Source organism: Halobacillus litoralis, assembly GCF_004101865.1.
GTDB classification, from domain to species: domain Bacteria; phylum Bacillota; class Bacilli; order Bacillales; family Halobacillaceae; genus Halobacillus; species Halobacillus litoralis_A.
Window position 1 is genome coordinate 3,489,745 of record NZ_CP026118.1, and the last position, 24,516, is coordinate 3,514,260.

The following is a 24,516-nucleotide window of genomic DNA, read 5'->3' on the forward strand; positions in this document are numbered from 1 at the left end:
CCATCTTGTTAGGTTCTGTTCCAAAAAATGCCGTCCACCTCATGTATCAAGTTTATAAAAATATTTTTCCTGCCGTTCATCAAGAACTTGAGCGATGGATTGAACTTGCAAAAGCTATACCAGATGAAGAGTTGAGAACTCAAGCACTTGCCAGCATTGAAGAAAAAACGTTCCATTGCGAAGGGGGAGCAATCTATTCCGTATTAGCAGGGAATGAAGCAAGAGAGGCGATTCGCTTCATAGTTGCTTACCAAACCATTAGTGATTATTTGGATAATCTCTGTGATCGTAGCACTTCAATGGATCCTGAGGATTTCAGAATGTTGCATCAATCTATGGCAGACGCTCTTACTCCAACTAATGAAACGAAAGATTACTACCGATATCGTGAGGAGAAGAATGATGGCGGATATTTACATCAACTAGTAAAGACTTGTCAAGATGTACTGGGGAAAGCTGAAGGGTATGAGATGGTGGGTGACTATACTTTGAAGCTAGGGTCCTTATACAGTGATCTGCAGGTACATAAGCATGTTATTGAAGAAGAGAGAATACCACGGCTTCAGCAATGGTTTGAAATGCATCGAAAAGAATGGCCGGAATTGAAATGGTATGAGTTTTCTGCCTGCACAGGGTCAACATTAGGCATCTTCTGTCTTGTTTCTTATACTTTGGGCGGAAGGATCGATCATTCATTAGCTGCTCAAGTGGAACGCAGCTATTTTCCATTCATGCAAGGGCTGCATATTTTATTGGATTACTATATTGATCAAGACGAAGATGAGTTGGAAGGTGATTTGAACTTCTGTGCTTATTATGAACATGAAGATCAAATGAAAAAACGTTTCAAGTATTTTGTTGAAAGGACACACCAAGAGATTAAGAAACTCCCTGATCCAGCTTTTCATCAAATGATTCACGAAGGCCTGGTCGGTATGTATTTGGCTGATCGTAAAGTCGGTAAACTCCAAAATGCTAAAAGTTTTGTAAAAGATATGTTGAAGTCGAGCGGGAAAAAAGCAACATTTTTTTATTACAATACAAAGATATATCATAGATTAAAGCCTGGACGAGAATTATAAACGCCCAGGTCTTTTTTTTAAATCATTAGAACAATCGCCTGAAGTGTTCCAGTTTTTAATTAGTGTTTTTCAATTGCGAGAATAAAAGGAGGGGTGCGTTTCTGGTTGATGAACCCATAGTTCAGGACATGATATTCTTTTTGGTTGAGCGAAGTCACATATTCTAAAAGAGCATCTTTTTCTTCACTCCCACCAGGATGCCCATGATAAACTACAAGCACAACCAATCCTCCCTTTTTCAAGGAAGACAAGACATTCGTTACAGATGCAATCGTCTCATCAGGCGTGGTAACAACGCTTTTGTCACTGCCTGGAAGGTATCCTAAATTGAAAATGGCTGCCTGAACATTGCCCTTATGTTTTTCTGGTATGTAATCTTCTACCTTACCGTGTGAGTCATGAATAACCGTCGTTTGGTCGAGTACTTTTTCCGCTGATAAACGATCTCTGGTTTTTCGGACTGCTTCACTCTGGATATCAAAGGCATATACGTGCCCTCCCCCTCCGACAAGTTCAGCTAAAAGGAGGGTATCATGACCATTTCCGCAAGTTCCGTCAATGACGATATCCCCATTTTTTACAGCTTGCTTCATTAAGATGTGCGAGTAATCTACAATCCGGTGCAGAATCATTAATCTAACCTCCGTATCTTACATATAATCACTATTCCTTATTGTAGCACGGGAAACAGGGGTATGAAATGAATTATGCCACGGGCTCATAAATCTTGGACATTGTCGATTACCTTATGGACGTCTTTTCCTGTGTGAAGCTATTTTTCTTCTCAATTAAACATTTTTAAATTTCCTGGCAGAAGAAAAAACCTGCACCGTAAAGGTGCAGGTCAATATTTAGAGTTTGATTTGTTTTTGGAATTCTTTTTGTGTTTCTGTACAGAGTCATAAGCTTTCTTCGCATACTGTTTTGTTTGTTCAGGATTTCTTTTAGCGTAGTTTACAGCTTTGCTTATTAGTTTTTTCATAAGAAACCTCCTTCATCTTTCACTATGATTTTATCACGGACTTTTTCTAATGTAAGGTAATAAGGCTTCGTCTGCTTGACAAAGCCTTCTGCTTTCATTAAGATACGATTATAAATGTAAAGACTTAGATGAGGAGTAGTAGTGATTGATTCAAGCTTTAGAGAGACAGTGGCTGGTGAAAGCTGTCCTTGAATGTCATGAACTCGCCTTGGATGTTGCAGAAGTGAACATAAGTAGTTTCTGCCGGTGTGATCGCCGTTATAGATGTCGAGTTGAACGCTTTTATAGTGTTAATTTGGGTGGTACCGCGGGAATCAAGCCTCTCGTCCCATTTAGGGATGAGGGGCTTTTTATATTTTATTCAGATAATGAGGAGGAAAAGAATATGGCTTTTGATCATAAAACCATTGAGAAAAAATGGCAAAAGCATTGGCTGAAGGAAAAAACATTCCAAACAGACAGCTATTCGGACAAAAAGAAATTTTACGCACTGGATATGTTCCCTTACCCATCAGGGGCTGGCCTGCACGTTGGTCACCCTGAAGGTTATACAGCTACAGATATTTTGTCCCGTATGAAGCGGATGCAAGGCTACGAAGTTCTTCACCCGATAGGCTGGGATGCATTCGGTTTGCCAGCAGAACAATATGCATTAGATACAGGAAATGACCCTGAAGAATTCACCAAAAAAAATATCGATACATTCCGCCGTCAAATTCAGGAATTAGGCTTTTCCTATGATTGGGATCGAGAAGTGAACACGACGGATCCTGATTATTATAAATGGACGCAATGGATTTTCTTGAAGCTTTATGAAAAAGGTCTTGCGTACATTGATGAAGTAGCTGTCAATTGGTGCCCCGCATTGGGTACTGTGCTTGCCAATGAAGAAGTCATCGATGGCAAAAGTGAAAGAGGTGATCATCCGGTTGAACGCCGTCCAATGAAACAATGGATGCTTAAAATTACAGCCTACGCAGATCGTCTTCTTGATGATTTAGAGGATCTGGATTGGCCGGAGAGTATCAAGGATATGCAGCGGAATTGGATCGGTAAATCAGAAGGTGCTGAAGTAACATTCCAAATCGATGAGCATAATCAGTCTTTTAATGTTTTTACAACAAGACCGGACACGCTCTTTGGAGCGACTTATGCTGTATTAGCTCCAGAGCACCCACTTGTAGATGAGATTGTTGCCGAAGAGCAAAAATCTGAAGTAGAGGGTTACATTGAAAAAGCCCAGAACAAGAGTGACTTAGAACGTACCGATTTAGCTAAAGATAAGTCAGGTGTATTCACAGGAGCATATGCGGTCAATCCGATCAATGGAGAAAAGTTGCCGATTTGGGTAGCTGATTATGTATTGATGACTTATGGAAGTGGAGCCATCATGGCAGTACCCGCTCACGATGATAGGGATTATGAATTCGCTCAAAAGTTCAACCTTCCTATCATTCCAGTAGTCGAAGGAGGAAATGTTGAGGAAGAGGCATACACAGGTGACGGCCCTCATATCAACTCTGATTTCTTGAACGGTTTGGCAAAAGAAGAAGCGATCACCAAATCAATAGAATGGCTGGAAGACAATGGTGATGGGCGGAAACAAACCACTTACCGTCTCCGTGATTGGTTGTTCAGCCGGCAACGATATTGGGGTGAACCTATACCAGTCATCCATTGGGAAGATGGTTCCATCACACCAGTGGAAGAAAAAGATCTCCCTATACAACTTCCTAAAACAACGGAAATCAAGCCATCAGGTACAGGTGAATCCCCACTTGCCAATATAGAAGAATGGGTAAATGTCGTAGATCCAGAAACAGGTATGAAAGGACGAAGGGAAACGAATACCATGCCTCAATGGGCAGGGAGTTGCTGGTATTACCTTCGTTATATAGATGCAAATAACGATGAAATGTTCGCAGATTATGAAGCATTGAAAAAGTGGCTTCCAGTTGATGTATATATCGGCGGGGCGGAGCACGCGGTCCTTCACTTGCTATACGCCCGCTTCTGGCATAAAGTCCTTTATGATGCGGGAGTGGTACCGACCAAAGAGCCTTTCCAGAAGCTATTTAATCAAGGGATGATCTTGGGAGAAAACAATGAGAAAATGAGTAAATCAAAAGGGAACGTAGTGAATCCGGATGATATCGTTTATTCCCATGGAGCCGACACCTTGAGACTTTATGAGATGTTCATGGGACCATTGGATGCATCTGTAGCCTGGTCTACGAATGGTCTGGATGGGGCACGCCGCTTCCTTGATCGCGTTTGGAGACTGTTTGTTACGGAAGGTGAGTTATCAGGAGCTATACAAGAAAATAGTGATGACAGTACACTTGAAAAGGTGTATCACGAAACCGTTAAAAAGGTATCAGAGAATTTCGAGGAACTTCGTTTCAATACAGGAATTTCTCAGATGATGGTATTCATTAATGAAGGCTACAAAACGGATGTATTGCCTAAAGAATATGTGGAAGGGTTTGTAAAGCTGTTGTCTCCGGTTGCTCCACACATATCAGAAGAACTTTGGGAAACACTCGGTCACGAAGAAACCATCAGCTATGAACCATGGCCTTCTTTTGACGAGTCTAAACTAGTTGAAGATGAAGTTGAAATCGTCATTCAAGTCATGGGGAAAGTGAGAGCGAAGATGATGGTCAACAAAGAAGCCTCTAAAGAAGACCTTGAGAAACAAGCATTAGAAAATACAAATGTTCAAGAATGGTTAGAAGGTAAAACAGTAAGAAAAGTGATTGCCGTTCCTGGAAAGCTAGTGAATATCGTAGCAAACTGATATAGTAACCACCTCGATAAAGCGCTCGAGGTGGTTCTTTACAAGCTGAACACTCCAAAACAGATACCTTGACTTTGAGTTGTTATAAATTAAAATATATTTGAAACTAATCTTTAGGAGGGTCTTATGTGAGCCATATAGAAGAAATCACTCCGCAAGAAGTAGAGAAGAGAATCGGACGAAAAGAAGATTTTACAGTTATAGATGTAAGGGAAGATGATGAAGTAGCACAAGGGATGGTACCTACGGCTAAACATATCCGCCTGAGTGATGTCCCGCAATCGGTTGATCAACTGCCTAAGGATAAGGAATATGTCATGATTTGCCGGTCTGGTAGGAGAAGCATGAATGCAGCAGAATTCATGAATGAAAATGGTTTTTCTAATGTTAAGAATATGGAAGGCGGAATGTTGGGCTGGAACGGAGAACTCGTCTTCTAGAGTGAAAGGATAAAAGGTCATGGAAATTTTATACGGGTGTGCCGTCATTTTAATCATGATGGCTGCCTATCAAATCAACCAGAGATTTTTCTTGAAGCCATATCAACGGCAGAGGTCTACAGAAGATGAATTCTGTGTCATCGATATAAGAGATTATATCAGTGCACATCGTTCCCCATATCCAGGTGCAGAGAATATTCCTCTGAGCTATTTAAGAAGAACTCTGAACGATCGTTTTGATTGTCCCAAGAAAATTTTGGTAGTGTCCGATGATAAACGCGGAGCGAAAATGGCTGCAAAATTAATTAGAAAAAAACAACACAAACCTGTCTATTATATTCAATCCAATGGATGATCTCCTTCTTTCAAAGAAGGGGATCTTTTATTTGTAATCAATTAATGATCATTCTGAAATGATGAGTGGATTTGTATGTATATCTATAAGAAGATGAAACTTACATTTTGCCTCGGTACAACTATTCGCACCTGGGTAAAGGGAAGCTTCCGTTTTCACATCCTCTTAACTGAAATTCTACCCTGCTTTCCTCAATGGTTAATTAAAGGAGTTTTTGATTTATTAATATCTTAAGAGGCAAAGTGGAGTTCTTTTATAAAAAATCTAACAAACTATTGACGTGATCAATAGAGACATGTAATATAGTCAACGTTGCCTATTTGAAAACAAATCAAATCAAGGACGAAATATTTGTTTCAACAAAATCTATCAAAACTATTGACGATATATAATTTATTGTGCTAGAATTTGATTACTGTCGCATAAGGCAGTCATTGATCTTTGAAAACTGAACGAACCAACCAGTACGTCAAGATATTTCTTCTTATAAAGAAGAGATTTGAAACAAGCACATTCGGTGTGCAAATGAGCAAGTCAAACTAACTTTTATGGAGAGTTTGATCCTGGCTCAGGACGAACGCTGGCGGCGTGCCTAATACATGCAAGTCGAGCGCGGGAAGCGAGCGGATCCCCTTCGGGGGTGAAGCTCGTGGAACGAGCGGCGGACGGGTGAGTAACACGTGGGCAACCTACCTGTAAGATCGGAATAACCCCGGGAAACCGGGGCTAATGCCGGGTAATACTTTTCTTCGCATGAAGGAAAGTTGAAAGATGGCCTCTGGCTATCACTTACAGATGGGCCCGCGGCGCATTAGCTAGTTGGTGAGGTAACGGCTCACCAAGGCAACGATGCGTAGCCGACCTGAGAGGGTGATCGGCCACACTGGGACTGAGACACGGCCCAGACTCCTACGGGAGGCAGCAGTAGGGAATCTTCCGCAATGGACGAAAGTCTGACGGAGCAACGCCGCGTGAACGATGAAGGTCTTCGGATCGTAAAGTTCTGTTGTTAGGGAAGAACAAGTGCCGTGCGAATAGAGCGGCACCTTGACGGTACCTAACGAGGAAGCCCCGGCTAACTACGTGCCAGCAGCCGCGGTAATACGTAGGGGGCAAGCGTTGTCCGGAATTATTGGGCGTAAAGCGCGCGCAGGCGGTTCCTTAAGTCTGATGTGAAAGCCCACGGCTCAACCGTGGAGGGTCATTGGAAACTGGGGAACTTGAGGACAGAAGAGGAGAGTGGAATTCCACGTGTAGCGGTGAAATGCGTAGATATGTGGAGGAACACCAGTGGCGAAGGCGACTCTCTGGTCTGTTTCTGACGCTGAGGTGCGAAAGCGTGGGTAGCAAACAGGATTAGATACCCTGGTAGTCCACGCCGTAAACGATGAGTGCTAGGTGTTAGGGGGCTTCCACCCCTTAGTGCTGAAGTTAACGCATTAAGCACTCCGCCTGGGGAGTACGGCCGCAAGGCTGAAACTCAAAGGAATTGACGGGGGCCCGCACAAGCGGTGGAGCATGTGGTTTAATTCGAAGCAACGCGAAGAACCTTACCAGGTCTTGACATCCTTGGACCACCCTAGAGATAGGGTTTTCCCTTCGGGGACCAAGTGACAGGTGGTGCATGGTTGTCGTCAGCTCGTGTCGTGAGATGTTGGGTTAAGTCCCGCAACGAGCGCAACCCCTAATCTTAGTTGCCAGCATTCAGTTGGGCACTCTAAGGTGACTGCCGGTGACAAACCGGAGGAAGGCGGGGATGACGTCAAATCATCATGCCCCTTATGACCTGGGCTACACACGTGCTACAATGGATGGTACAAAGGGCAGCGAAGCCGCGAGGTGTAGCAAATCCCATAAAACCATTCTCAGTTCGGATTGTAGGCTGCAACTCGCCTACATGAAGCCGGAATCGCTAGTAATCGCGGATCAGCATGCCGCGGTGAATACGTTCCCGGGCCTTGTACACACCGCCCGTCACACCACGAGAGTTGGCAACACCCGAAGTCGGTGAGGTAACCTTTTTGGAGCCAGCCGCCGAAGGTGGGGCCAATGATTGGGGTGAAGTCGTAACAAGGTAGCCGTATCGGAAGGTGCGGCTGGATCACCTCCTTTCTAAGGATTTAGAACGGAAGCGTACTTGGTTGGTTGTTCAGTTTTGAGAGATCAAACGATCTTTCAATCTGTGAACCTTGAAAACTGGATAAGGAATCAATAGTAGTCATCTAACGATGACGCTAGTGATGACAAGACATCAAACATCGAAATTGTAATCAACGTCTTTTCACGAAGATAGTTAAGTGAATAAGGGCGCACGGTGGATGCCTTGGTACTAGGAGTCGATGAAGGACGGGACTAACACCGATATGCTCCGGCGAGCCGTAAGTAGGCTTTGACCCGGAGATTTCCGAATGGGGAAACCCACTGTTCGTAATGGAACAGTATCCTATACTGAATACATAGGTATAGGAAGGCACACCCGGGGAACTGAAACATCTAAGTACCCGGAGGAAGAGAAAGCAAATGCGATTTCCCGAGTAGCGGCGAGCGAAACGGAATCAGCCCAAACCAGAAAGCTTGCTTTCTGGGGTTGTAGGACACTCCATCGGAGTTACCAAGGAGGAAGATAGACGAATCGGCCTGGAAAGGCCAGCCAGAGCAGGTAACAGCCCTGTAGTCGAAATCTTTCTCCCTCCGGAGTGGATCCTGAGTACGGCGGAACACGAGAAATTCCGTCGGAATCCGGGAGGACCATCTCCCAAGGCTAAATACTTCCTAGTAACCGATAGTGAACCAGTACCGTGAGGGAAAGGTGAAAAGCACCCCGGAAGGGGAGTGAAAGAGAACCTGAAACCGTGTGCCTACAAGTAGTCGGAGTCCGTTAATGGGTGACGGCGTGCCTTTTGTAGAATGAACCGGCGAGTTACGACCGTATGCGAGGTTAAGCAGCAGAAGCGGAGCCGCAGCGAAAGCGAGTCTGAATAGGGCGAGTGAGTATGCGGTCGTAGACCCGAAACCGTGTGATCTACCCATGTCCAGGGTGAAGGTCAGGTAACACTGACTGGAGGCCCGAACCCACGTAAGTTGAAAATTACGGGGATGAGGTGTGGGTAGGGGTGAAATGCCAATCGAACACGGAGATAGCTGGTTCTCTCCGAAATAGCTTTAGGGCTAGCCTCAGAATAGAAAGTCTTGGAGGTAGAGCACTGATTGGACGAGGGGCCCCTATCGGGTTACCGAATTCAGTCAAACTCCGAATGCCAACGACTTTGTTCTGGGAGTCAGACCGTGGGTGATAAGGTTCATGGTCGAGAGGGAAACAGCCCAGACCGCCAGCTAAGGTCCCAAAGTGTGTGTTAAGTGGAAAAGGATGTGGAGTTGCTTAGACAACCAGGATGTTGGCTTAGAAGCAGCCATCATTGAAAGAGTGCGTAATAGCTCACTGGTCGAGTGACTCTGCGCCGAAAATGTACCGGGGCTAAACACACCACCGAAGCTGCGGATTGATCTTACGATCAGTGGTAGGAGAGCGTTCTAAGGGCCGTGAAGTCAGACCGTAAGGACTGGTGGAGCGCTTAGAAGTGAGAATGCCGGTATGAGTAGCGAAAAAAGAGTGAGAATCTCTTTCACCGAATGCCTAAGGTTTCCTGAGGAAGGCTCGTCCTCTCAGGGTTAGTCGGGACCTAAGCCGAGGCCGAAAGGCGTAGGCGATGGACAACAGGTTGATATTCCTGTACCACCTCCTTTCCGTTTGAACGACGGGGGGACGCAGGAGGATAAGGAGAGCGCGCCATTGGATGAGCGCGTCCAAGCAGTGAGACGGTCGGATAGGCAAATCCGTCCGGCAACGTCAAGCTGTGATGGGGAGGGAAATTTAGTACCGAAGCTCCTGAGTTCACACTGCCAAGAAAATCCTCTAGTGAGGAAAGAGGTGCCCGTACCGCAAACCGACACAGGTAGGCGAGGAGAGGATCCTAAGGTGAGCGGGAGAACTCTCGTTAAGGAACTCGGCAAAATGACCCCGTAACTTCGGGAGAAGGGGTGCTCCTCTGCCGAGGAGCCGCAGTGAAAAGGCCCAAGCGACTGTTTACCAAAAACACAGGTCTCTGCGAAGCCGTAAGGCGAAGTATAGGGGCTGACACCTGCCCGGTGCTGGAAGGTTAAGGGGATGCGTTAGCGTATGCGAAGCGTTGAACCGAAGCCCCAGTAAACGGCGGCCGTAACTATAACGGTCCTAAGGTAGCGAAATTCCTTGTCGGGTAAGTTCCGACCCGCACGAAAGGTGCAACGACTTGGGCACTGTCTCAACGAGAGACCCGGTGAAATTATACTATGTGTGAAGATGCACATTACCCGCGACAGGACGGAAAGACCCCGTGGAGCTTTACTGTAGCCTGATATTGAATGTTGGTACAGCTTGTACAGGATAGGTAGGAGCCTTGGAAGCCGGAGCGCTAGCTTCGGTGGAGGCGCTGGTGGGATACTACCCTGGCTGTACGGACATTCTAACCCAGGACCGTGATCCGGTCCGGAGACAGTGTCAGGTGGGCAGTTTGACTGGGGCGGTCGCCTCCCAAAGAGTAACGGAGGCGCCCAAAGGTTCCCTCAGAATGGTTGGAAATCATTCGCAGAGTGTAAAGGCACAAGGGAGCTTGACTGCGAGACCTACAAGTCGAGCAGGGACGAAAGTCGGGCTTAGTGATCCGGCGGTACCGCATGGAAGGGCCGTCGCTCAACGGATAAAAGCTACCCCGGGGATAACAGGCTTATCTCCCCCAAGAGTCCACATCGACGGGGAGGTTTGGCACCTCGATGTCGGCTCATCGCATCCTGGGGCTGTAGTCGGTCCCAAGGGTTGGGCTGTTCGCCCATTAAAGCGGTACGCGAGCTGGGTTCAGAACGTCGTGAGACAGTTCGGTCCCTATCCGTCGTGGGCGTTGGAAATTTGAAAGGAGCTGTCCTTAGTACGAGAGGACCGGGATGGACACACCGCTGGTGTACCAGTTGTTCCGCCAGGAGCATCGCTGGGTAGCTACGTGTGGTCGGGATAAGTGCTGAAAGCATCTAAGCATGAAGCCCACCTTGAGATGAGATTTCCCTTTGCTTTAAGCAAATAAGATCCCTCAGAGACGATGAGGTTGATAGGTCCGAGGTGGAAGCGTGGTGACACGTGGAGCTGACGGATACTAATGGATCGATGACTTATCTATAGAGATTTCGTTCGTGAAAAGTCGATGGACCGTTCGACGATGATGTTTCCTTATCCAGTTTTGAGGGTTCACCTCAAACTTTATATTGATGTGGTGGTGAAGGCGAAGAGGTCACACCTGTTCCCATGCCGAACACAGCAGTTAAGCTCTTCAGCGCCGATGGTAGTCGGGTCGATCCCCGTGAGAGTAGGACGCCGCCACGTCAGTAATAAACCCTTCAGAAACATTCTGAAGGGTTTATTTTTCATTGCTTCCTATGAAGAAATAGACGCTTACGAAAAAGTTGTTTGCTTGCTCTTCGGTATCCAGGAGTTTTGATAGAAAAGGCATATTGATGTTACATATCGCATTTTTTCCAATGGAAGGTACAAAAAGTTTTTGTTAGCTGCTGTTTAATAATATTTCAAAATATAAACATGGTTATTAAGCGATTTGTTAAGGTTAAATCGTTAGCATCACAAAACCTATTTGTAAGGTATTAATCTAACTTTGAAAGGGTGTTGATGATGGCACAGCTAGAGAGAAAAAGGAATACCTATTTAAATTGGAAGTATGCTATGATGCTATTTTTGATTCCTATTGCTTTCTATTTAGTATCTTTAAGAGAAAGCATTACCCCGCTACAACACATACTTTATGTAGGTATTATCATCTGGTTAGCATTAGTTGGGATAATGGGGGTGACAAACCACTTCCAAAGGCTTAAGGTGTATGGCTATCTATATTTGATTAGTAGTCTGTTATTTGCTTATATGGGATTAGTTTTCATATGGTAATATGCTTGAGCAAAACGTGATCCTTCGATATACTATTGGTGAGAATGTATGTTCGGAGGTTTTTTTATTCAACTAATGAGATGGAGTTACTCACGTAAGAAGATGGTCCGGGGCTACTTTGATAAATTCCCTTTTTCCACTGTTTATTTTAGGCGTATTCGCAGTTATTATATCGTGTACATGGTCGACTGGAGCGAATCCGATCCTGTCATTTCCAAAGGGGATCGTGAAGAGATGCAGCAATTAATCAACTGTGAATTAGGACGGGGAAAAGAATATCAGCAAAGAAAATCGAGAAAGGGCTGAGCCTCTTCTCGATTTTTTCGTCTAATAAATTATAAAATTTAAGCTTGGGAAGATATCCCTGCATATATCAAGTTTGGCTACAGTACCTATCACTCCAGTTCATTTGTTACGAAAAAGGGCTTGCTTAAGCTCGGCAGGGGTAATCAAGTCTATTCTATGAAAAATAACCAAAGGACCACGACACACCTTTCGTTGACCTTCATAATAAGGGTTTTGATATTTCATCCCAGGGATTCCCAGGCCGCATGCATGCCGGCAACTCTTCCTGTTACCATGGCAGAAGTAATGTTATAACCTCCCGTATAACCATGAATATCTAAGATTTCTCCGCAAAAATATAAACCATGCATCAACTTTGATTGCATTGTATTTGGCACAATTTCTTTGATCGATACACCGCCTCCTGTGACAAATGCCTTTTCAATTGGTTGTGAATCATGTACCTTCACTTGAAATTTTTTTATTAAGTGCGTGAACTTACGTAATTGTTGATTTGAGATATTAGCGGCTTTTTCTTCGTTACTTATACCAGCTTGTTCTAAAATATAATCGAGAAATCTTTCCGGAACGATTCCTTTGGTTACATTGCGAAATGCTTTTTTTGGTTGATCCTTTGTATCCTGTTGAAATCTTTGGAACAGGGATCCCTCTTTCTCGTCCGGTAATGCGTCAATTTCAATTGTGACTGGGCAGTGACCCTTCATGAATTCTTTGACGGCATACTGGGAACACCGAAGGATAGCGGGTCCGGATAAGCCGAAGTGAGTAAACAACATGTCCATTCTATGAGTGACAATCCGCTTTTCCTTTTGGTTAAGTACAGAGACATCGACATCCCGTAAAGACAAGCCTTGCAGTGTCTTTTCTTTAATTACAGCTTCTTTCGACAAGAGGGGTACTTCCGTCGGAAACAGTTTTGTAATCGTGTGGCCGGCTTTCTTCGCCCAAGCATAACCATCCCCTGTGGATCCGGTATGGGGGACTGCTTTTCCTCCTACAGCTAATACTATGGACTGAGTATAAAGTTTCTCTTGGGATCTTAGGATGATTTGGTGCTGGTCTTTGCCTTCCCCATAGTGAATAGCTTCGACCGGAGTCTCTTTACGAACCTCTATATTCAATTCATCCATTCGTTTCAAAAGTGCTTGCACAACATCTTTTGCTTTGTTGCTTACAGGGAACATACGGCCATGGTCTTCCTCTTTCAAGGCAACACCCAGATTTTCAAAGAAATCGATAATATCATAATTATTAAATACGGAGAAAGGACTGAATAAAAACTTTCCGTTTCCCGGAATGTGTTTGATTACCTCTTCTTCCGGTAGGCGGTTGGTAACATTACACCGTCCTCCTCCTGAAATGGTTAACTTCGTACCTAATTTTTTTCCTTTGTCGATTAATAGTGTGCGGGCACCTTGTTCTGCAGCAGCTATTGCCGCCATCAGTCCTGACGGGCCGCCACCGATGACAGTTACTTGATAAGTCATGATTGTCTTCCTTTCTACAGGTCATTCGTTCCTTGTTCATCCTTTATCTATGATAAAATAGATGAGGTCGATTCTACAATAAAATTGAAGGTGAAAAGCTAATTATGTCGAAGATTCTTAAAGGTACCATTTTATTGACAGCAGGAACATTCTTATCAAAATTTTTAGGAATGATTTATACGGTTCCGTTTGAAAATATGGTAGGTACGGAAGGAACAGATTTGTTTTCCATTGCTTATGTCCCTTATAGTATACTTCTTAGTCTATCAAGTATGGGAGTGCCTGTTGCAGTTTCTAAATTTGTATCGAAATATAATTCGCTAGGGGATTATGAAACAGGACGCAGGATGCTGAAGGCCGGGATGACTTTGATGTCTATCACTGGTGTGCTGGCCTTCTTAATGTTGTTCTTCTCAGCGGAACAGGTCGCTTTATTGACGGTCGGCGATGAATCTGAGCGGTTGAGTCAAGCCACGATGGTCATACAGATGGTCAGTTTCGCCTTACTTGTCATACCTCCTATGAGTATAACAAGAGGTTTCTTCCAGGGTAATGAATCAATGGCACCCACAGCTGTCTCCCAAGTTGTCGAGCAAATCGTGAGAATTGTATTTCTGCTCGTGTCAGTATTCGTTATTGTACAAGTATTACAAGGACCCATTCCAAAAGCAATCGGTTTTGCGACCTTCGCTGCTTTTATTGGCGGAATTGCTTCATGTATTGTTCTATATGTTTACTGGAAAAAACGCAAACCATTTTTGGATCAACAATTACATGCCCAGGAATACACTTATGGTTTATCCAATAAAGACATGTTTAAAGAGCTATTTACGTATGCCGGTCCATTTATTCTGGTGGGGATTGCAACACCCCTTTACCAACTTGTCGATCAGTTCACATTAGAAAAAGCCATCAAGGCGTCAGGACTTGATTATAACAATGCTTTTTCAATCATTAATTTCTTGAGCCACAAGCTTATTATGATACCTGTCACTTTGGGGCTAGGGTTATCCTTAGCATTGCTCCCAGCTATCACGCAGTCCTTTACAAAAAATGAAATGAACCGCCTGAATCATCAAATTAACCAGGCCTTACAAATCGTGGCCTTGTTGATTATCCCAGCTGTTGTGGGGCTTTCTGTCGTAGCGATAGAGGCGTATGCGACCTTTTATGGAGTAGATGAGGTCACTTACCGGGGAAATCTCCTGCGCTGGTACGCGCCAGTCGGCTTATTCCTTGCATTATATACTGTAACATCTTCGATTTTGCAAGGAATCAACAAGCAAAATTTTGCAGTGGTAAGCCTAGGTACTGGAATCATCTTAAAGATAACCCTGAACTGGTGGTTGATTCAAATGTTTGGGGCAAAAGGGGCCATCATCGCTACTGGGATTGGTGTAGCTGCAGCTGTAATCTTGAACTTCTGGAGAATCTTCACATCCATTGAGTTCGACTACAAACCATTGTTCAAACGAACTTTGCTCGTTCTAATTTTGACTACAATAATGGCAATCACTGTCATCCTTGTAAAATGGATATTCGGCTTATTCCTTGAGCCAGCAGCCAACAGGATAGATGCTTTGGTCGTACTAGTGTTCAGTATAGGTATAGGTGGGCTTGTTTATATGTGGCTCACTTATCAGACCACCTTATTGGAACACATTTTAGGCGGCCGAGTAAGAGTACTTGATAAATTTCTGAAACGTAGATAAGGAGGCATCCCTCAATTGAGAATAGATAAGATGTTAGCCAATATGGGTTATGGCACAAGAAAAGAAGTGAAGGGCCTGTTAAAGGGTGGGAATGTCCGTGTGAACGGACAGCCCGAAAAAAGTGCCAAAGCTCATGTGAACCCCGAAAATGATCAAGTGACTGTGATGGGAGAAGAAGTGGAATATAGAGAGTATATCTATTTGATGCTGAATAAACCAGGCGACTTAATATCAGCGACAGAAGATGCTCATGAAACAACCGTCATCGATATTCTCCAGCCTGAAGACCAAGTATTTGACCCTTTCCCCGTCGGGCGTCTTGACAAGGATACGGAAGGTTTACTTTTAATTACGAATGATGGACAACTGAACCATCGCCTTACTTCTCCAAAAAAAGATGTCGGTAAGACTTACTTTGCTTTAATCGAGGGAAAAGTTACAGCGGAAGATGTTGAAAAATTCGCTGCAGGTGTCACTTTAGATGATGGGTATCAAACGAAACCAGGCCACCTTGAAATTCTATTGTCTGATGAGGTGTCTGAAATTGAATTAACGATTACTGAAGGGAAATTCCACCAAGTGAAGCGGATGTTCGAAGCCGTAGATAAAACAGTCACTTATTTGAAAAGGACGAAAGTCGGCAAACTAGAACTTGATGAAGAGCTGGATCTCGGGGAGTATCGGGAGCTTACAGAGGAAGAGATAGGGTACTTGAAAGGTATAACAAATTTGGAGTGATAAATAAGTGGATGAAAAGAACACCCGGAAAAGGTTTTCCGGGTGTCATCTATATATCTTTTCCATGTATTATGAGATCTTGACTTTCTTTTCAGTGATCGTCCACTTTCCACGATTCGGACTTGCCACTAGCCCGTTGTACTCCAGAATACTCAGGTCTCTTTGCATAGTTCGATCGGTAATGCCGAACTCATCTGCTAACTCGTTGGTCGAAACTGTCCCTCGATCTCTGATATAGAGGTATACAGCCTTGATTCTGTTGAGCATACGTGATGATGGATGATTCAAAAAACCACTCCTTAATCGTCATTGTATGGAACGTGTTTTACGCAATAAACTCTGAAGTTGCTTTTATTCTACAACAATGTTGAAGGACGTGCTACTATAAACCACGAAATTTACAGATAATTCACCTAATTTACAATATATTAAAGATCGGAGGCCTCCCCTTTGTTAATATTAAGAAGGTTTTTCTTGAAAATGGTGAAAGTTAACAACTATGTTTTATTTGTTACAAGTGCCCTTCTTATCTTGTTATCCACTATTTTAATCGTCATTGTGGAAAACGATACATTCCCGACATTATTCGATGGATTTTGGTGGGTGATGACTACGGTCACGACTGTAGGGTATGGAGATTATTATCCCGTATCTGTGGCGGGTCGTTCCATAGCTATAATATTGTATGTATTAGGCATTGGACTTATTGGTGTCGTAATCGGAAAAATCATTGATGGATTAGCTATGTTCAGAAAAAAACGACTGGAAGGTGATATTGTGTATAAAGATAGCGGGCATTTCGTCATCATAGGCTGGTCGCAAAAAGCTTTTTACGCTGTAAAGGAAATGATGGAGACGAATAAAGATTGTGAAATCGTCATTATCGATCAATTGAAAGAAGCACCAATTTTGACTGAAAATATTCATTACATAAAAGGAGATGGTTCTGATTTACAAACTTTAGAGAAAGCGAATGTAACTCAAGCACGAGCTGTCCTTATCTTCGCTGATGATCGAATGGACAATGACCAGATGGCCGATGGCAAAACTTTACTGATTGCTTCATCAATTGAATCCATAGCCCCGGGTATTCATACCATAGTCGAAGTGATGGAAGAAAAACACATCAAAAATTTCAAGCATGCTAAGATCGATGAATTCATTGTATCCAATGAAACAATTTCTTCATTAGCTGTACGTTCAGCTTTCCGTAAAGGCGTATCGGGTATTTACAGTCAATTACTTAAACGTTCAGTTGGAGAGGACCTCTTTTACATTCCCTTAAGGTCCCACTGGATACAATATCGCGACGCCTTTCAAGAATTATTGAATGAAGGGGCAACATTGATTGCTGACCGTAATGATTTAGCGATCAACCGTAAGCTGGATGAAAAGATTCCTGTTGATGCAGAGCTCTATGTAGTTTGTAATCATTCTACATATGAAGAAATCTTAAATAAAGGAGAGCATCAATGAATTTCAATACGTTAAGCAACGATTACAAAGAAGAATATATAAAAAAAGCTTTTGAATTATTGAAAATTCCTAGTGTTTTTGAAGAGAGTGATCGATATCCTTATGGAAAAGCCATAGACGATGTTTTGGATAAGGCGTTATCTATCGCTGAAGATGACGGGTTTGTTACGAAAAATGTCGATGGACATGGAGGACATATTGAATTTGGTGAAGGAGAAGACCTTATTGGAATCTTAGGTCATTTGGATGTCGTACCTGCAGGGGAAGGATGGTCTTCAAATCCGTTTGAGCCTGTCGTCAAAGATAATAAGTTATATGCAAGAGGAGCACAGGATGATAAAGGACCGGTAATGGCTGCTTATATAGCTATGAAATTATTGAAAGACCAGGGATTTCACCCGAAAAAGAGGGTCCGGTTGATATTGGGGACTGATGAGGAAAGGGATTGGAAAGGTATCGAGTACTATTTCAAAGAGGAAGAGATGCCTGCAGTGGGCTTTACTCCGGATGCTTCATTCCCAGTTATTCACGCAGAGAAGGGGTTACTAGATTGCTTTATTACTTTTGAGATGGAGGATAGGAAAGATGGAACGATAGAAATCCTTCAACTGGCAGGGGGAGACCGTCTCAATATGGTGCCTGAGGAGGCAACAGCGGTCCTGAAGACGGCAGATAATAATTTGAAGAAAAAATTAAAAGAGTATAAGGAGAAAGAAAATATAGAGGCATTGCTGGAAGTGAAAGATGGAAGGGGTATAGTTAAAGTTAAAGGAAAGGCCGTTCATGCGAGTAAACCAGAAGAAGGGCAAAATGCTATCACTGGATTATTAGGCTTTCTCCTTGAATTGCCGTTGTCCAGTACCCAGAAAGGTGTCATTCGCAAAATTCATAAGGCATTTCTTATGACCGATGGAGAAGGCTTGGATATTAAACGATCAGATAAGGTTTCCGGACCTTTGACTTCAAATTTAGGATCCATAGAATTCCATGAGGGCACCTGCAAAGTCGGCTTTAATTTAAGATATCCTGTTACGGTTGAATATGAAACAGTACTTGAATGCTTGGAAAGAGTGGTCTCCAAAATGAATGGCACCTTAAAAGTCTATGATCACCTCCCATCTATTCACCTTGATAAAGGCCATCCTTTTGTGGAAACATTGTTAGATGTATATAACAGTGTGACAGGCGAGAGGTTATCTGCCCATACAATCGGTGGGGCGACATACGCACGTGCTCTTGATGCAGGGGTAGCCTATGGTGCGTTATTTGCTGACAGCCCCGATACAGCTCACCAGAAGGATGAACATGTCTTCCTGGATGATATGGTACGAGCCATTGAGATATACGCGACCTGCATCTATGAATTGACAAAATAGAGTACCTAATTAGACTTGTACAAGTGAAGCAGTTGGGTGATGGTCTGAATCTCGTATAAAGGAGTATTGTACATGAGTAATCATTACTTTATTGGAACGAAAGTGACTCCTAGTATTCAAGAAGTGCTTATTCTTTGGCAGTCCAATTTAAAAGAGCATATGAGTTATAAAGTCTGGCCGCACCCTGAAGACTTTCATATTACGTTAAAGTTTTTAGGTGGATGCTCCGATGAAGTAATAAGAGAGTATATAAGACTGCTTCGATGTGAGGAATGGCCACTTGATTTTTCATTGAAGGTGGGTCCAGCTGGTTCCTTCGGTGATGAAAACACGCCGAGAGTATTTCATGCCAATATCGAAAAAGTCCTGCCGTTATTTGATATTAAAGAAAAAGTAGAAAAAATCGGATGCTCTTTAGGATTCCAAGAAGAAAAGAGGGCCTATCACCCACATGTAACTTTGGCTAAACAGCAACCTGAAGGGAAGTCACCGTTAGTATGCTCAGAGGAAAGCACTCCGTTTCTAAATCAGCATGATATGAATGTTGGAAGTTTTTCTATATTTAAAATTCACCCCAAAAAAACTCCCAGGTACGAAAAAATAGCTGATATAAAATTGAGGGAAAAGGAGTAAGTATGGCACAACTGATAAAATTACAAGATTATGTCTCCAGATATGAAAGGAACATTTTTCAATATCCCCCTAAATACATGCGTTTGAAGAGTGAAAATTGGGAGAAAATGCGAGGCCGGTTTGAACGTGGTCTTTTGCATGTGGAATCTACTGAAGAGGAAAAAACAGAAAAGCCTACGAAGTGGAATAAGCTATTACAAAGATTGAAAGTAGAGGAAGCAGAAGAATCCAATGAAAAAGCTTCTCCTTATATTCCTCAAACACTGAAGGAATTAAAACAATTTTTCTTAGATGGACTGATCCCATTCCAATTGAAATGGGCCTCTACAACGCTGCAGGATAAATCTTTTCTGGCCCCTGCATATTATGAAGAATCAGTTTTGAAATATTTTCTGCAGCGATTTCCAGATACCTACTTGCTTATGTACAAGCCTATCGTAGAAATGAAAAAAGCCCATATGGAGCTTGAACATATAATGATTGGTCCTTTTGGTATTGAAATTATCACTTATTTAACTGATCCTCATGGCGAGCTTGTACACCCAAGTTCAGAGAAGAGCTGGTACATAGAAGAAAACGGAGTTCCTCACAGACGGATGAACCCTTTGATCCCTTTAAGAAGATCAGAAACATTCGTGAAAAGTGTTCTAAGAAAGTATGATCTGGATTTTCCATTCCGTAAAGTAGTATTGGCTCCTGACCTTACTTTCATGGAGGGCCAGGAACCTTATCAAACCGTCTACATTGGTAAAGAAAAATATAATGATTGGTTTAAAGAGAAAAGACAAATGAAATCTCCTCTTAAACATGATCAATTGAAAGTGGCTGAAGCTTTACTAAAGCATAGTAGAACCACCTCTGTCAGAAGGCCGGAGTGGGACTATGAGGAGAGTCTCATGGAAGAATGAGTTCTTTTTCAGGGACGGCTTCTGGGCAGCCGATAAAGTAGCCTTGACCATAATTAACTCCTAATGCATGCAACCAGTTCCACTCATCCCTGGTTTCAATACCTTCTGCTAGAACTTTTATCCCTATGTGTTTAGCACGATCCATTACTTTATACAAAAAAGCCTGTTTTTCAGGACTGGTATGACAATTCTGTATATAGGAGCGGTCGATTTTCAAAAAATCAGGTTGAAGCAAATTTAACATCTCAAGAGTACTGTATCCTGCCCCGACATCATCAAGGGCTACTTTCATTCCTGAGGACTTGTATGTATCTAAAATAGATTTCATGTGATCGACATCTTTGATTTTTTCTGTTTCGACGACTTCGAAAACAAGGTCAGATGGATCGATATTGAACTCTTCAACGATTTGAAATGTGTGCTGCAGACAGAACTCTGGTACATAAATAGTGGAAGGTAAAAAGTTTATGAAAATCTTCTGCCCTGGGATTTGATTTTCAGTCCTAAGTAAAGACTCATAACCGAATATACGGTTTTCTTTCATATCCACGATCGGTTGTAAGTGAGCATTAAAATCCCCGTCATGGATGATTGCAGCTAATTCAGGCTTGCTAATTCTCTCGTATAGATGTTGAATGGAAATCGGAAGTGATTGTGAGGTTTTTGTATTCAGGATGTGCGCCCAGTAATCAGGTGTACTTGTTTTAAATAGTACCTCGATTGAAGCTTTTAATTCTGCTTGGGAATGGTAGTGAAATACATAAGCCTCTTCACTTTCATGAGCGAGTGGGAGTGGAAATTGTTTCACCACTTCTATTATGTGTTCAGGGTTGAACACGATTGCGCCACTCTCAGGAATGAATATGGATGTCCCACAATACTGACAGTCTTTAGCCAAGGTGAATTCCTCCTTCTTTTTTAACCATCTAGTAAATTATCAAATTCCAGTCTGTATTATCTTGCGCTCCAAAGTTGTGGCAAGAACAACTTCAAAGGTTTACTTTAATCATGTCGAGGTTGGTCTAGCCAAATGTGCCTTTGTCCCTATTAGTATAATAAAATAATAACATGTTTGTATAATGATTTGATTTGAATGTAGGAGAAATGTCTTATGTATATCGTAATCGTAAATCCCGAAGCCGGGCATGGAAGATCGATAAGACTGTTCAGGAAAATTCAAAAAGATCCTCTTTATAAAAAAGCCAATTGCCGTACATTTTTCACAGAAGGACCGGGACATGCAGAGAAAATTGCAGAACAAGTGGCCGAAATACATCACGAAAACCTTTCTTCGGTTATAGTTATTGGAGGGGATGGAACGCTGCATGAAGTGATCAATGGAATGAAACAATATCCAGATGTCCCTGTTACTTTTTTACCCGCGGGGTCTGGAAATGATTTTGGACGTGGAATTGGTTTGAAAACCAGAGGCGTAAAACTCTTCAGGAAAATTATTAGTCATCCATTGAATTATCGTGTATATTTAGGTTCCTATGTATTACACCAAAGATACAAATACGGAAAACGAACATTTCTTAATAGTATTGGCTTCGGGCTTGATGGGCATATAGTAACTTTAGTGAATGAATCAAATCACCGTCATTGGATTCGCAAGTTTCACCTTTCAAATTTCACTTACCCAATCGCTCTGCTCCGAGCAATAAAAAACATGAAGCCTATCCACTTTGAGCTCGAAATTGACGGACATACCCATCCAGTAACTGAAGGGATGATGGTGACCATCTCCAATCACCCGTATTATGGTGGAGGGATGAGAATAGCTCCAAAAGCAAGCCTGCAAAGTTCAAATCTACAAGTAATGATCGTTAGGCAGATATCAAAGAAAAAATTGTTGGCTTTATTTTTAAGTGTATTTATAGGGAAACATACCCAGATCAGGGAAGTGGAAGAAATCAAAGCTCATTCTGTAATATTTCGCTCGAAAGAGATGGTCCCTTTTCAAGTAGATGGGCAAGGAGGGCGTTGCTGCGAGTGTCATGTGAAGAAAGCCTCTACAAAAGCAACAATCTTCAAGGATTGATAGATAACTCTTGAAAGTTGAGAGACTAATGAGTTAATCTAATTTAAGGTGACCTGTTTGGATCGTTTTATATTATTTTGGATCAGTACTAAAGTACGCTATACTTATATAGCAAACAACGACGTGATTCAATAACAAGAGGATTTGAGGAATTGAAGGTGAATTGGTTGGAACATATACTTGGTAGTAATTGGACGATAACACCAGCAGGCGGTTCAACAGGAGAAGCCTATTATGCGCAGACAGAAGGAAAACGTTTATTTCTTAAACGCAATTCTTCTCCTTTTCTTGCTGTCTTATCTGCTGAAGGGATTGTACCCAAGCTTGTTTGGACCAAACGGCTGGAAAATGGTGATGTGATTACAGCACAAGAATGGTTAGAAGGACGCGAACTGAAAACCGAGGAAATGAAACACCCGCGCGTAGCTGCATTGTTAAGTAAAATCCATCATTCTTCTGAACTTTTAGATATGTTGATGCGCCTCGGTAAGCATCCATTGACACCTGATGAGATATTGAGAGATTTAAAAGAAAATCAAAAAGTCCTTGATCGACTTGATCCTAGAATTGAAATTCATCAAGCCATTAAGTATCTGGAAAAAAATGTCCATGATGTTCACCACGATGTTCATGTCGTTTGCCATTGTGATACAAATCATAACAACTGGCTGTTGTCCGCTGATGATCGACTTTATTTAATCGATTGGGATAATGCAATGGTAGCTGATCCTGCGCTTGACCTTGGAATGCTGCTTTATACATACATCCCAGCGGACTATTGGAAGAATTGGTTGCAAGAATACGGTGTTGTACCTGATTCTCCTATGCATGAGCGTATGAAGTGGTATTCCGTTTCCCAGGCACTTTCCTTTATTCAATGGCATCAGATGAGAGGCGAATATGACGAAGCGACCATCCGGACAGAAAAATTGAAAACGATTATGAAAAGACATGATATCATAAAATAATTACTGCCCTTATAAAAAAGGAGCAAGTGGAATTTCAAGCCAAAATTCCACTTGCTCCTTTTATCAATTTCAGACAATCTTCTACTAAGTTGTGGACGACTGAAAATATTGCAGTGCAAAAAAACCGCTGCTTAGGCAACGGTTTTTTCGATCGTTGGTGTATATTTAAGTTTTTTCTCTTTAACTTCTGGACTCATTTTTTCGTTTAGTTTTTCAAATGGATATATGAATAAAGCGTATCCTGCAAATAGTACAGAAAATCCGGCTAAAATTGTCATTTCAATTGATTTAGTCAAAAGTTTCATATGTTAATTAATCACTCCTGTTATTTATTTTGTAACACGATATTAATCATAAACGAGGAAGCGCTTACAACCCAACCCTGCTATTGGAGGATAAAACGACTTTTTCAATGAAGTCCTCGATTGTAGGAGAGTTATCCCCTCCATCATCCAATATAAGCCTTTTTATACGCACATACATCATCATTCAAGCGATTCTAAAAAAATTTTAATTTTATCCCGCTTCATGGTACGATTTTAACGATAAGAAGGAGGATTCCATAAATGCGTTTAAGACATAAACCTTGGGCAGATGATTTTTTAAGAGAGAATGATCAAGTTGTCGTTCAGAAACCCTTTGAAATGAATGGGAAGTGGGAGGAGCTGTTCCCAATGCCAGAACAGCCTCTTCATTTGGAGATAGGATCCGGTAAGGGGCAGTTTATTGCCGGGATGGGCCGTCAGCATCCAGAATATAACTTTATCGGTGTTGAGTTTGTAAAAAGTGTGATTGTTGGAGCTGTAAAAAAAGTGCTTCAGGCTGACACGGAAAATGTCAGGATGGTCAACGAAAATGCAAGAGATTTGAGAGATCTCTTTGACGAAAATGAAGTTGACCACATCTACTTGAATTTTTCTGATCCATGGCCGAAAAATAAGCACGAAAAGCGGAGGTTGACTTATCATACGTTTCTTGAACAGTATGAGGGCGTCTTAAAACCTGGAGGGCAGGTTACTTTAAAAACGGATAATAAAGGATTGTTCGAGTATTCTCTTGTCAGCTTTTCTGAATACGGAATGGTGATTGAAGATGTTTCCGTCGATCTCCATGCAGATCAGGATCCATTGAATGTTCCTACTGAATATGAAGAGAAATTTTCTGCTAAAGGTCAGCCGATCTATAAATGTAAGGCTCGATTCAATACGTGATACCGCTTACAATAGCTC

The 24,516-nt window shown here is 42.4% G+C and carries 20 protein-coding genes, 3 rRNA genes and 1 other annotated feature; of the genes, 17 read left to right on the forward strand and 6 right to left on the reverse strand.

Annotated elements, in window-relative coordinates; all coding sequences use genetic code 11:
- The first annotated feature begins 41 nt into the window (after positions 1-41).
- Positions 42-1,082 (forward strand): tetraprenyl-beta-curcumene synthase family protein, encoded by a 1,041-nt coding sequence (locus HLI_RS17265; protein WP_128526926.1) that lies wholly within the window; start codon positions 42-44, stop codon positions 1,080-1,082.
- A gap of 59 nt (positions 1,083-1,141) precedes the next feature.
- Here HLI_RS17265 and HLI_RS17270 read toward each other — a convergent pair whose 3' ends face one another.
- Together HLI_RS17270 and HLI_RS21785 are read right to left on the reverse strand one after the other, a co-directional pair.
- Positions 1,142-1,714: a tRNA 5-(aminomethyl)-2-thiouridylate-methyltransferase MnmM gene (locus HLI_RS17270; protein WP_128526157.1), complete on the reverse strand. Its 573-nt coding sequence runs from the start codon at positions 1,712-1,714 to the stop codon at positions 1,142-1,144.
- A gap of 212 nt (positions 1,715-1,926) precedes the next feature.
- Positions 1,927-2,064, reverse strand: coding sequence for a hypothetical protein (locus HLI_RS21785; protein ID WP_164908596.1), 138 nt, complete (start codon positions 2,062-2,064; stop codon positions 1,927-1,929).
- 116 nt (positions 2,065-2,180) lie between these two features.
- Positions 2,181-2,398: a binding site (T-box leader), on the forward strand.
- A gap of 51 nt (positions 2,399-2,449) precedes the next feature.
- On the opposite strand from HLI_RS21785, the gene leuS reads away from it, so the two are divergent.
- The 7 genes from leuS (at position 2,450) to HLI_RS17305 (ending at position 11,948) form a co-directional block, all read left to right on the forward strand.
- On the forward strand, positions 2,450-4,864 hold the full coding sequence (gene leuS / locus HLI_RS17275) for a leucine--tRNA ligase (protein ID WP_128526158.1): 2,415 nt from the start codon (positions 2,450-2,452) through the stop codon (positions 4,862-4,864).
- Positions 4,865-4,992: 128 nt separating this feature from the next.
- A complete protein-coding gene (locus HLI_RS17280; protein WP_128526159.1) occupies positions 4,993-5,304 on the forward strand; it encodes a rhodanese-like domain-containing protein in 312 nt (103 codons plus the stop codon).
- Positions 5,305-5,323: 19 nt separating this feature from the next.
- Positions 5,324-5,659 (forward strand): rhodanese-like domain-containing protein, encoded by a 336-nt coding sequence (locus HLI_RS17285; RefSeq protein WP_128526160.1) that lies wholly within the window; start codon positions 5,324-5,326, stop codon positions 5,657-5,659.
- Positions 5,660-6,204: 545 nt separating this feature from the next.
- A 16S ribosomal RNA gene (locus HLI_RS17290) occupies positions 6,205-7,771 on the forward strand.
- A gap of 179 nt (positions 7,772-7,950) precedes the next feature.
- Positions 7,951-10,866, forward strand: a 23S ribosomal RNA gene (locus HLI_RS17295).
- Between the two features lie 89 nt (positions 10,867-10,955).
- Positions 10,956-11,069 (forward strand): 5S ribosomal RNA (rrf, locus tag HLI_RS17300).
- Together the 16S, 23S and 5S rRNA genes form the textbook arrangement of a ribosomal RNA operon.
- Before the next feature lie 621 nt (positions 11,070-11,690).
- Positions 11,691-11,948, forward strand: coding sequence for a hypothetical protein (locus tag HLI_RS17305; RefSeq protein WP_241655879.1), 258 nt, complete (start codon positions 11,691-11,693; stop codon positions 11,946-11,948).
- A gap of 221 nt (positions 11,949-12,169) precedes the next feature.
- On the opposite strand, the gene HLI_RS17310 is transcribed toward HLI_RS17305, so the two are convergent.
- Positions 12,170-13,435 (reverse strand): BaiN/RdsA family NAD(P)/FAD-dependent oxidoreductase, encoded by a 1,266-nt coding sequence (locus HLI_RS17310; protein ID WP_128526161.1) that lies wholly within the window; start codon positions 13,433-13,435, stop codon positions 12,170-12,172.
- Between the two features lie 104 nt (positions 13,436-13,539).
- Between HLI_RS17310 and HLI_RS17315 the strand changes: the two genes are divergently transcribed.
- Together HLI_RS17315 and HLI_RS17320 are read left to right on the forward strand one after the other, a co-directional pair.
- Complete coding sequence (locus HLI_RS17315) at positions 13,540-15,147, forward strand: putative polysaccharide biosynthesis protein (protein ID WP_128526162.1); 1,608 nt, start codon at positions 13,540-13,542, stop codon at positions 15,145-15,147.
- Between the two features lie 15 nt (positions 15,148-15,162).
- A complete protein-coding gene (locus HLI_RS17320) occupies positions 15,163-15,885 on the forward strand; it encodes a pseudouridine synthase (protein ID WP_128526163.1) in 723 nt (240 codons plus the stop codon).
- A gap of 69 nt (positions 15,886-15,954) precedes the next feature.
- Here the strand turns inward: HLI_RS17320 and HLI_RS17325 are convergent, their stop codons facing one another.
- The gene (locus tag HLI_RS17325; protein WP_128526164.1) at positions 15,955-16,173 is read right to left on the reverse strand and encodes a DeoR family transcriptional regulator; all 219 of its coding nucleotides are present in this window, start codon (positions 16,171-16,173) and stop codon (positions 15,955-15,957) included.
- A 162-nt stretch (positions 16,174-16,335) separates the two neighbouring features.
- Between HLI_RS17325 and HLI_RS17330 the strand changes: the two genes are divergently transcribed.
- The 4 genes from HLI_RS17330 to HLI_RS17345 all read left to right on the forward strand — a co-directional run bounded on the left by HLI_RS17330 (position 16,336) and on the right by HLI_RS17345 (position 20,278).
- A complete protein-coding gene (locus HLI_RS17330; RefSeq protein WP_128526165.1) occupies positions 16,336-17,361 on the forward strand; it encodes a potassium channel family protein in 1,026 nt (341 codons plus the stop codon).
- Positions 17,358-18,737 carry a dipeptidase PepV gene (pepV, locus tag HLI_RS17335; RefSeq protein WP_128526166.1) on the forward strand — a complete coding sequence of 460 codons (1,380 nt, stop codon included), beginning with the start codon at positions 17,358-17,360 and terminating at the stop codon, positions 18,735-18,737. The genes HLI_RS17330 and pepV overlap by 4 nt, the downstream gene beginning before the upstream one ends.
- Positions 18,738-18,809: 72 nt before the next feature.
- Positions 18,810-19,370 (forward strand): RNA 2',3'-cyclic phosphodiesterase, encoded by a 561-nt coding sequence (gene thpR, locus HLI_RS17340; RefSeq protein ID WP_128526167.1) that lies wholly within the window; start codon positions 18,810-18,812, stop codon positions 19,368-19,370.
- Between the two features lie 2 nt (positions 19,371-19,372).
- Complete coding sequence (locus tag HLI_RS17345) at positions 19,373-20,278, forward strand: NERD domain-containing protein (RefSeq protein ID WP_128526168.1); 906 nt, start codon at positions 19,373-19,375, stop codon at positions 20,276-20,278.
- Here HLI_RS17345 and HLI_RS22025 read toward each other — a convergent pair.
- Entirely contained in the window at positions 20,265-21,176 is a 912-nt protein-coding gene (locus HLI_RS22025) for an EAL domain-containing protein (RefSeq protein WP_241655880.1), read from the reverse strand. The two genes, HLI_RS17345 and HLI_RS22025, sit on opposite strands and share 14 nt — an antisense overlap.
- 213 nt (positions 21,177-21,389) lie before the next feature.
- Between HLI_RS22025 and HLI_RS17355 the strand changes: the two genes are divergently transcribed.
- Both HLI_RS17355 and HLI_RS17360 read left to right on the forward strand, forming a co-directional pair.
- Positions 21,390-22,319: a diacylglycerol/lipid kinase family protein gene (locus HLI_RS17355; RefSeq protein ID WP_128526169.1), complete on the forward strand. Its 930-nt coding sequence runs from the start codon at positions 21,390-21,392 to the stop codon at positions 22,317-22,319.
- A gap of 158 nt (positions 22,320-22,477) precedes the next feature.
- The gene (locus HLI_RS17360; RefSeq protein ID WP_206659669.1) at positions 22,478-23,287 is read left to right on the forward strand and encodes a phosphotransferase family protein; all 810 of its coding nucleotides are present in this window, start codon (positions 22,478-22,480) and stop codon (positions 23,285-23,287) included.
- Positions 23,288-23,418: 131 nt separating this feature from the next.
- On the opposite strand, the gene HLI_RS21790 is transcribed toward HLI_RS17360, so the two are convergent.
- Positions 23,419-23,592: a hypothetical protein gene (locus HLI_RS21790; RefSeq protein ID WP_164908597.1), complete on the reverse strand. Its 174-nt coding sequence runs from the start codon at positions 23,590-23,592 to the stop codon at positions 23,419-23,421.
- Positions 23,593-23,853: 261 nt separating this feature from the next.
- Between HLI_RS21790 and trmB the strand changes: the two genes are divergently transcribed.
- Positions 23,854-24,498 carry a tRNA (guanosine(46)-N7)-methyltransferase TrmB gene (trmB, locus tag HLI_RS17365; RefSeq protein ID WP_128526170.1) on the forward strand — a complete coding sequence of 215 codons (645 nt, stop codon included), beginning with the start codon at positions 23,854-23,856 and terminating at the stop codon, positions 24,496-24,498.
- Positions 24,499-24,516 lie beyond the last annotated feature (18 nt).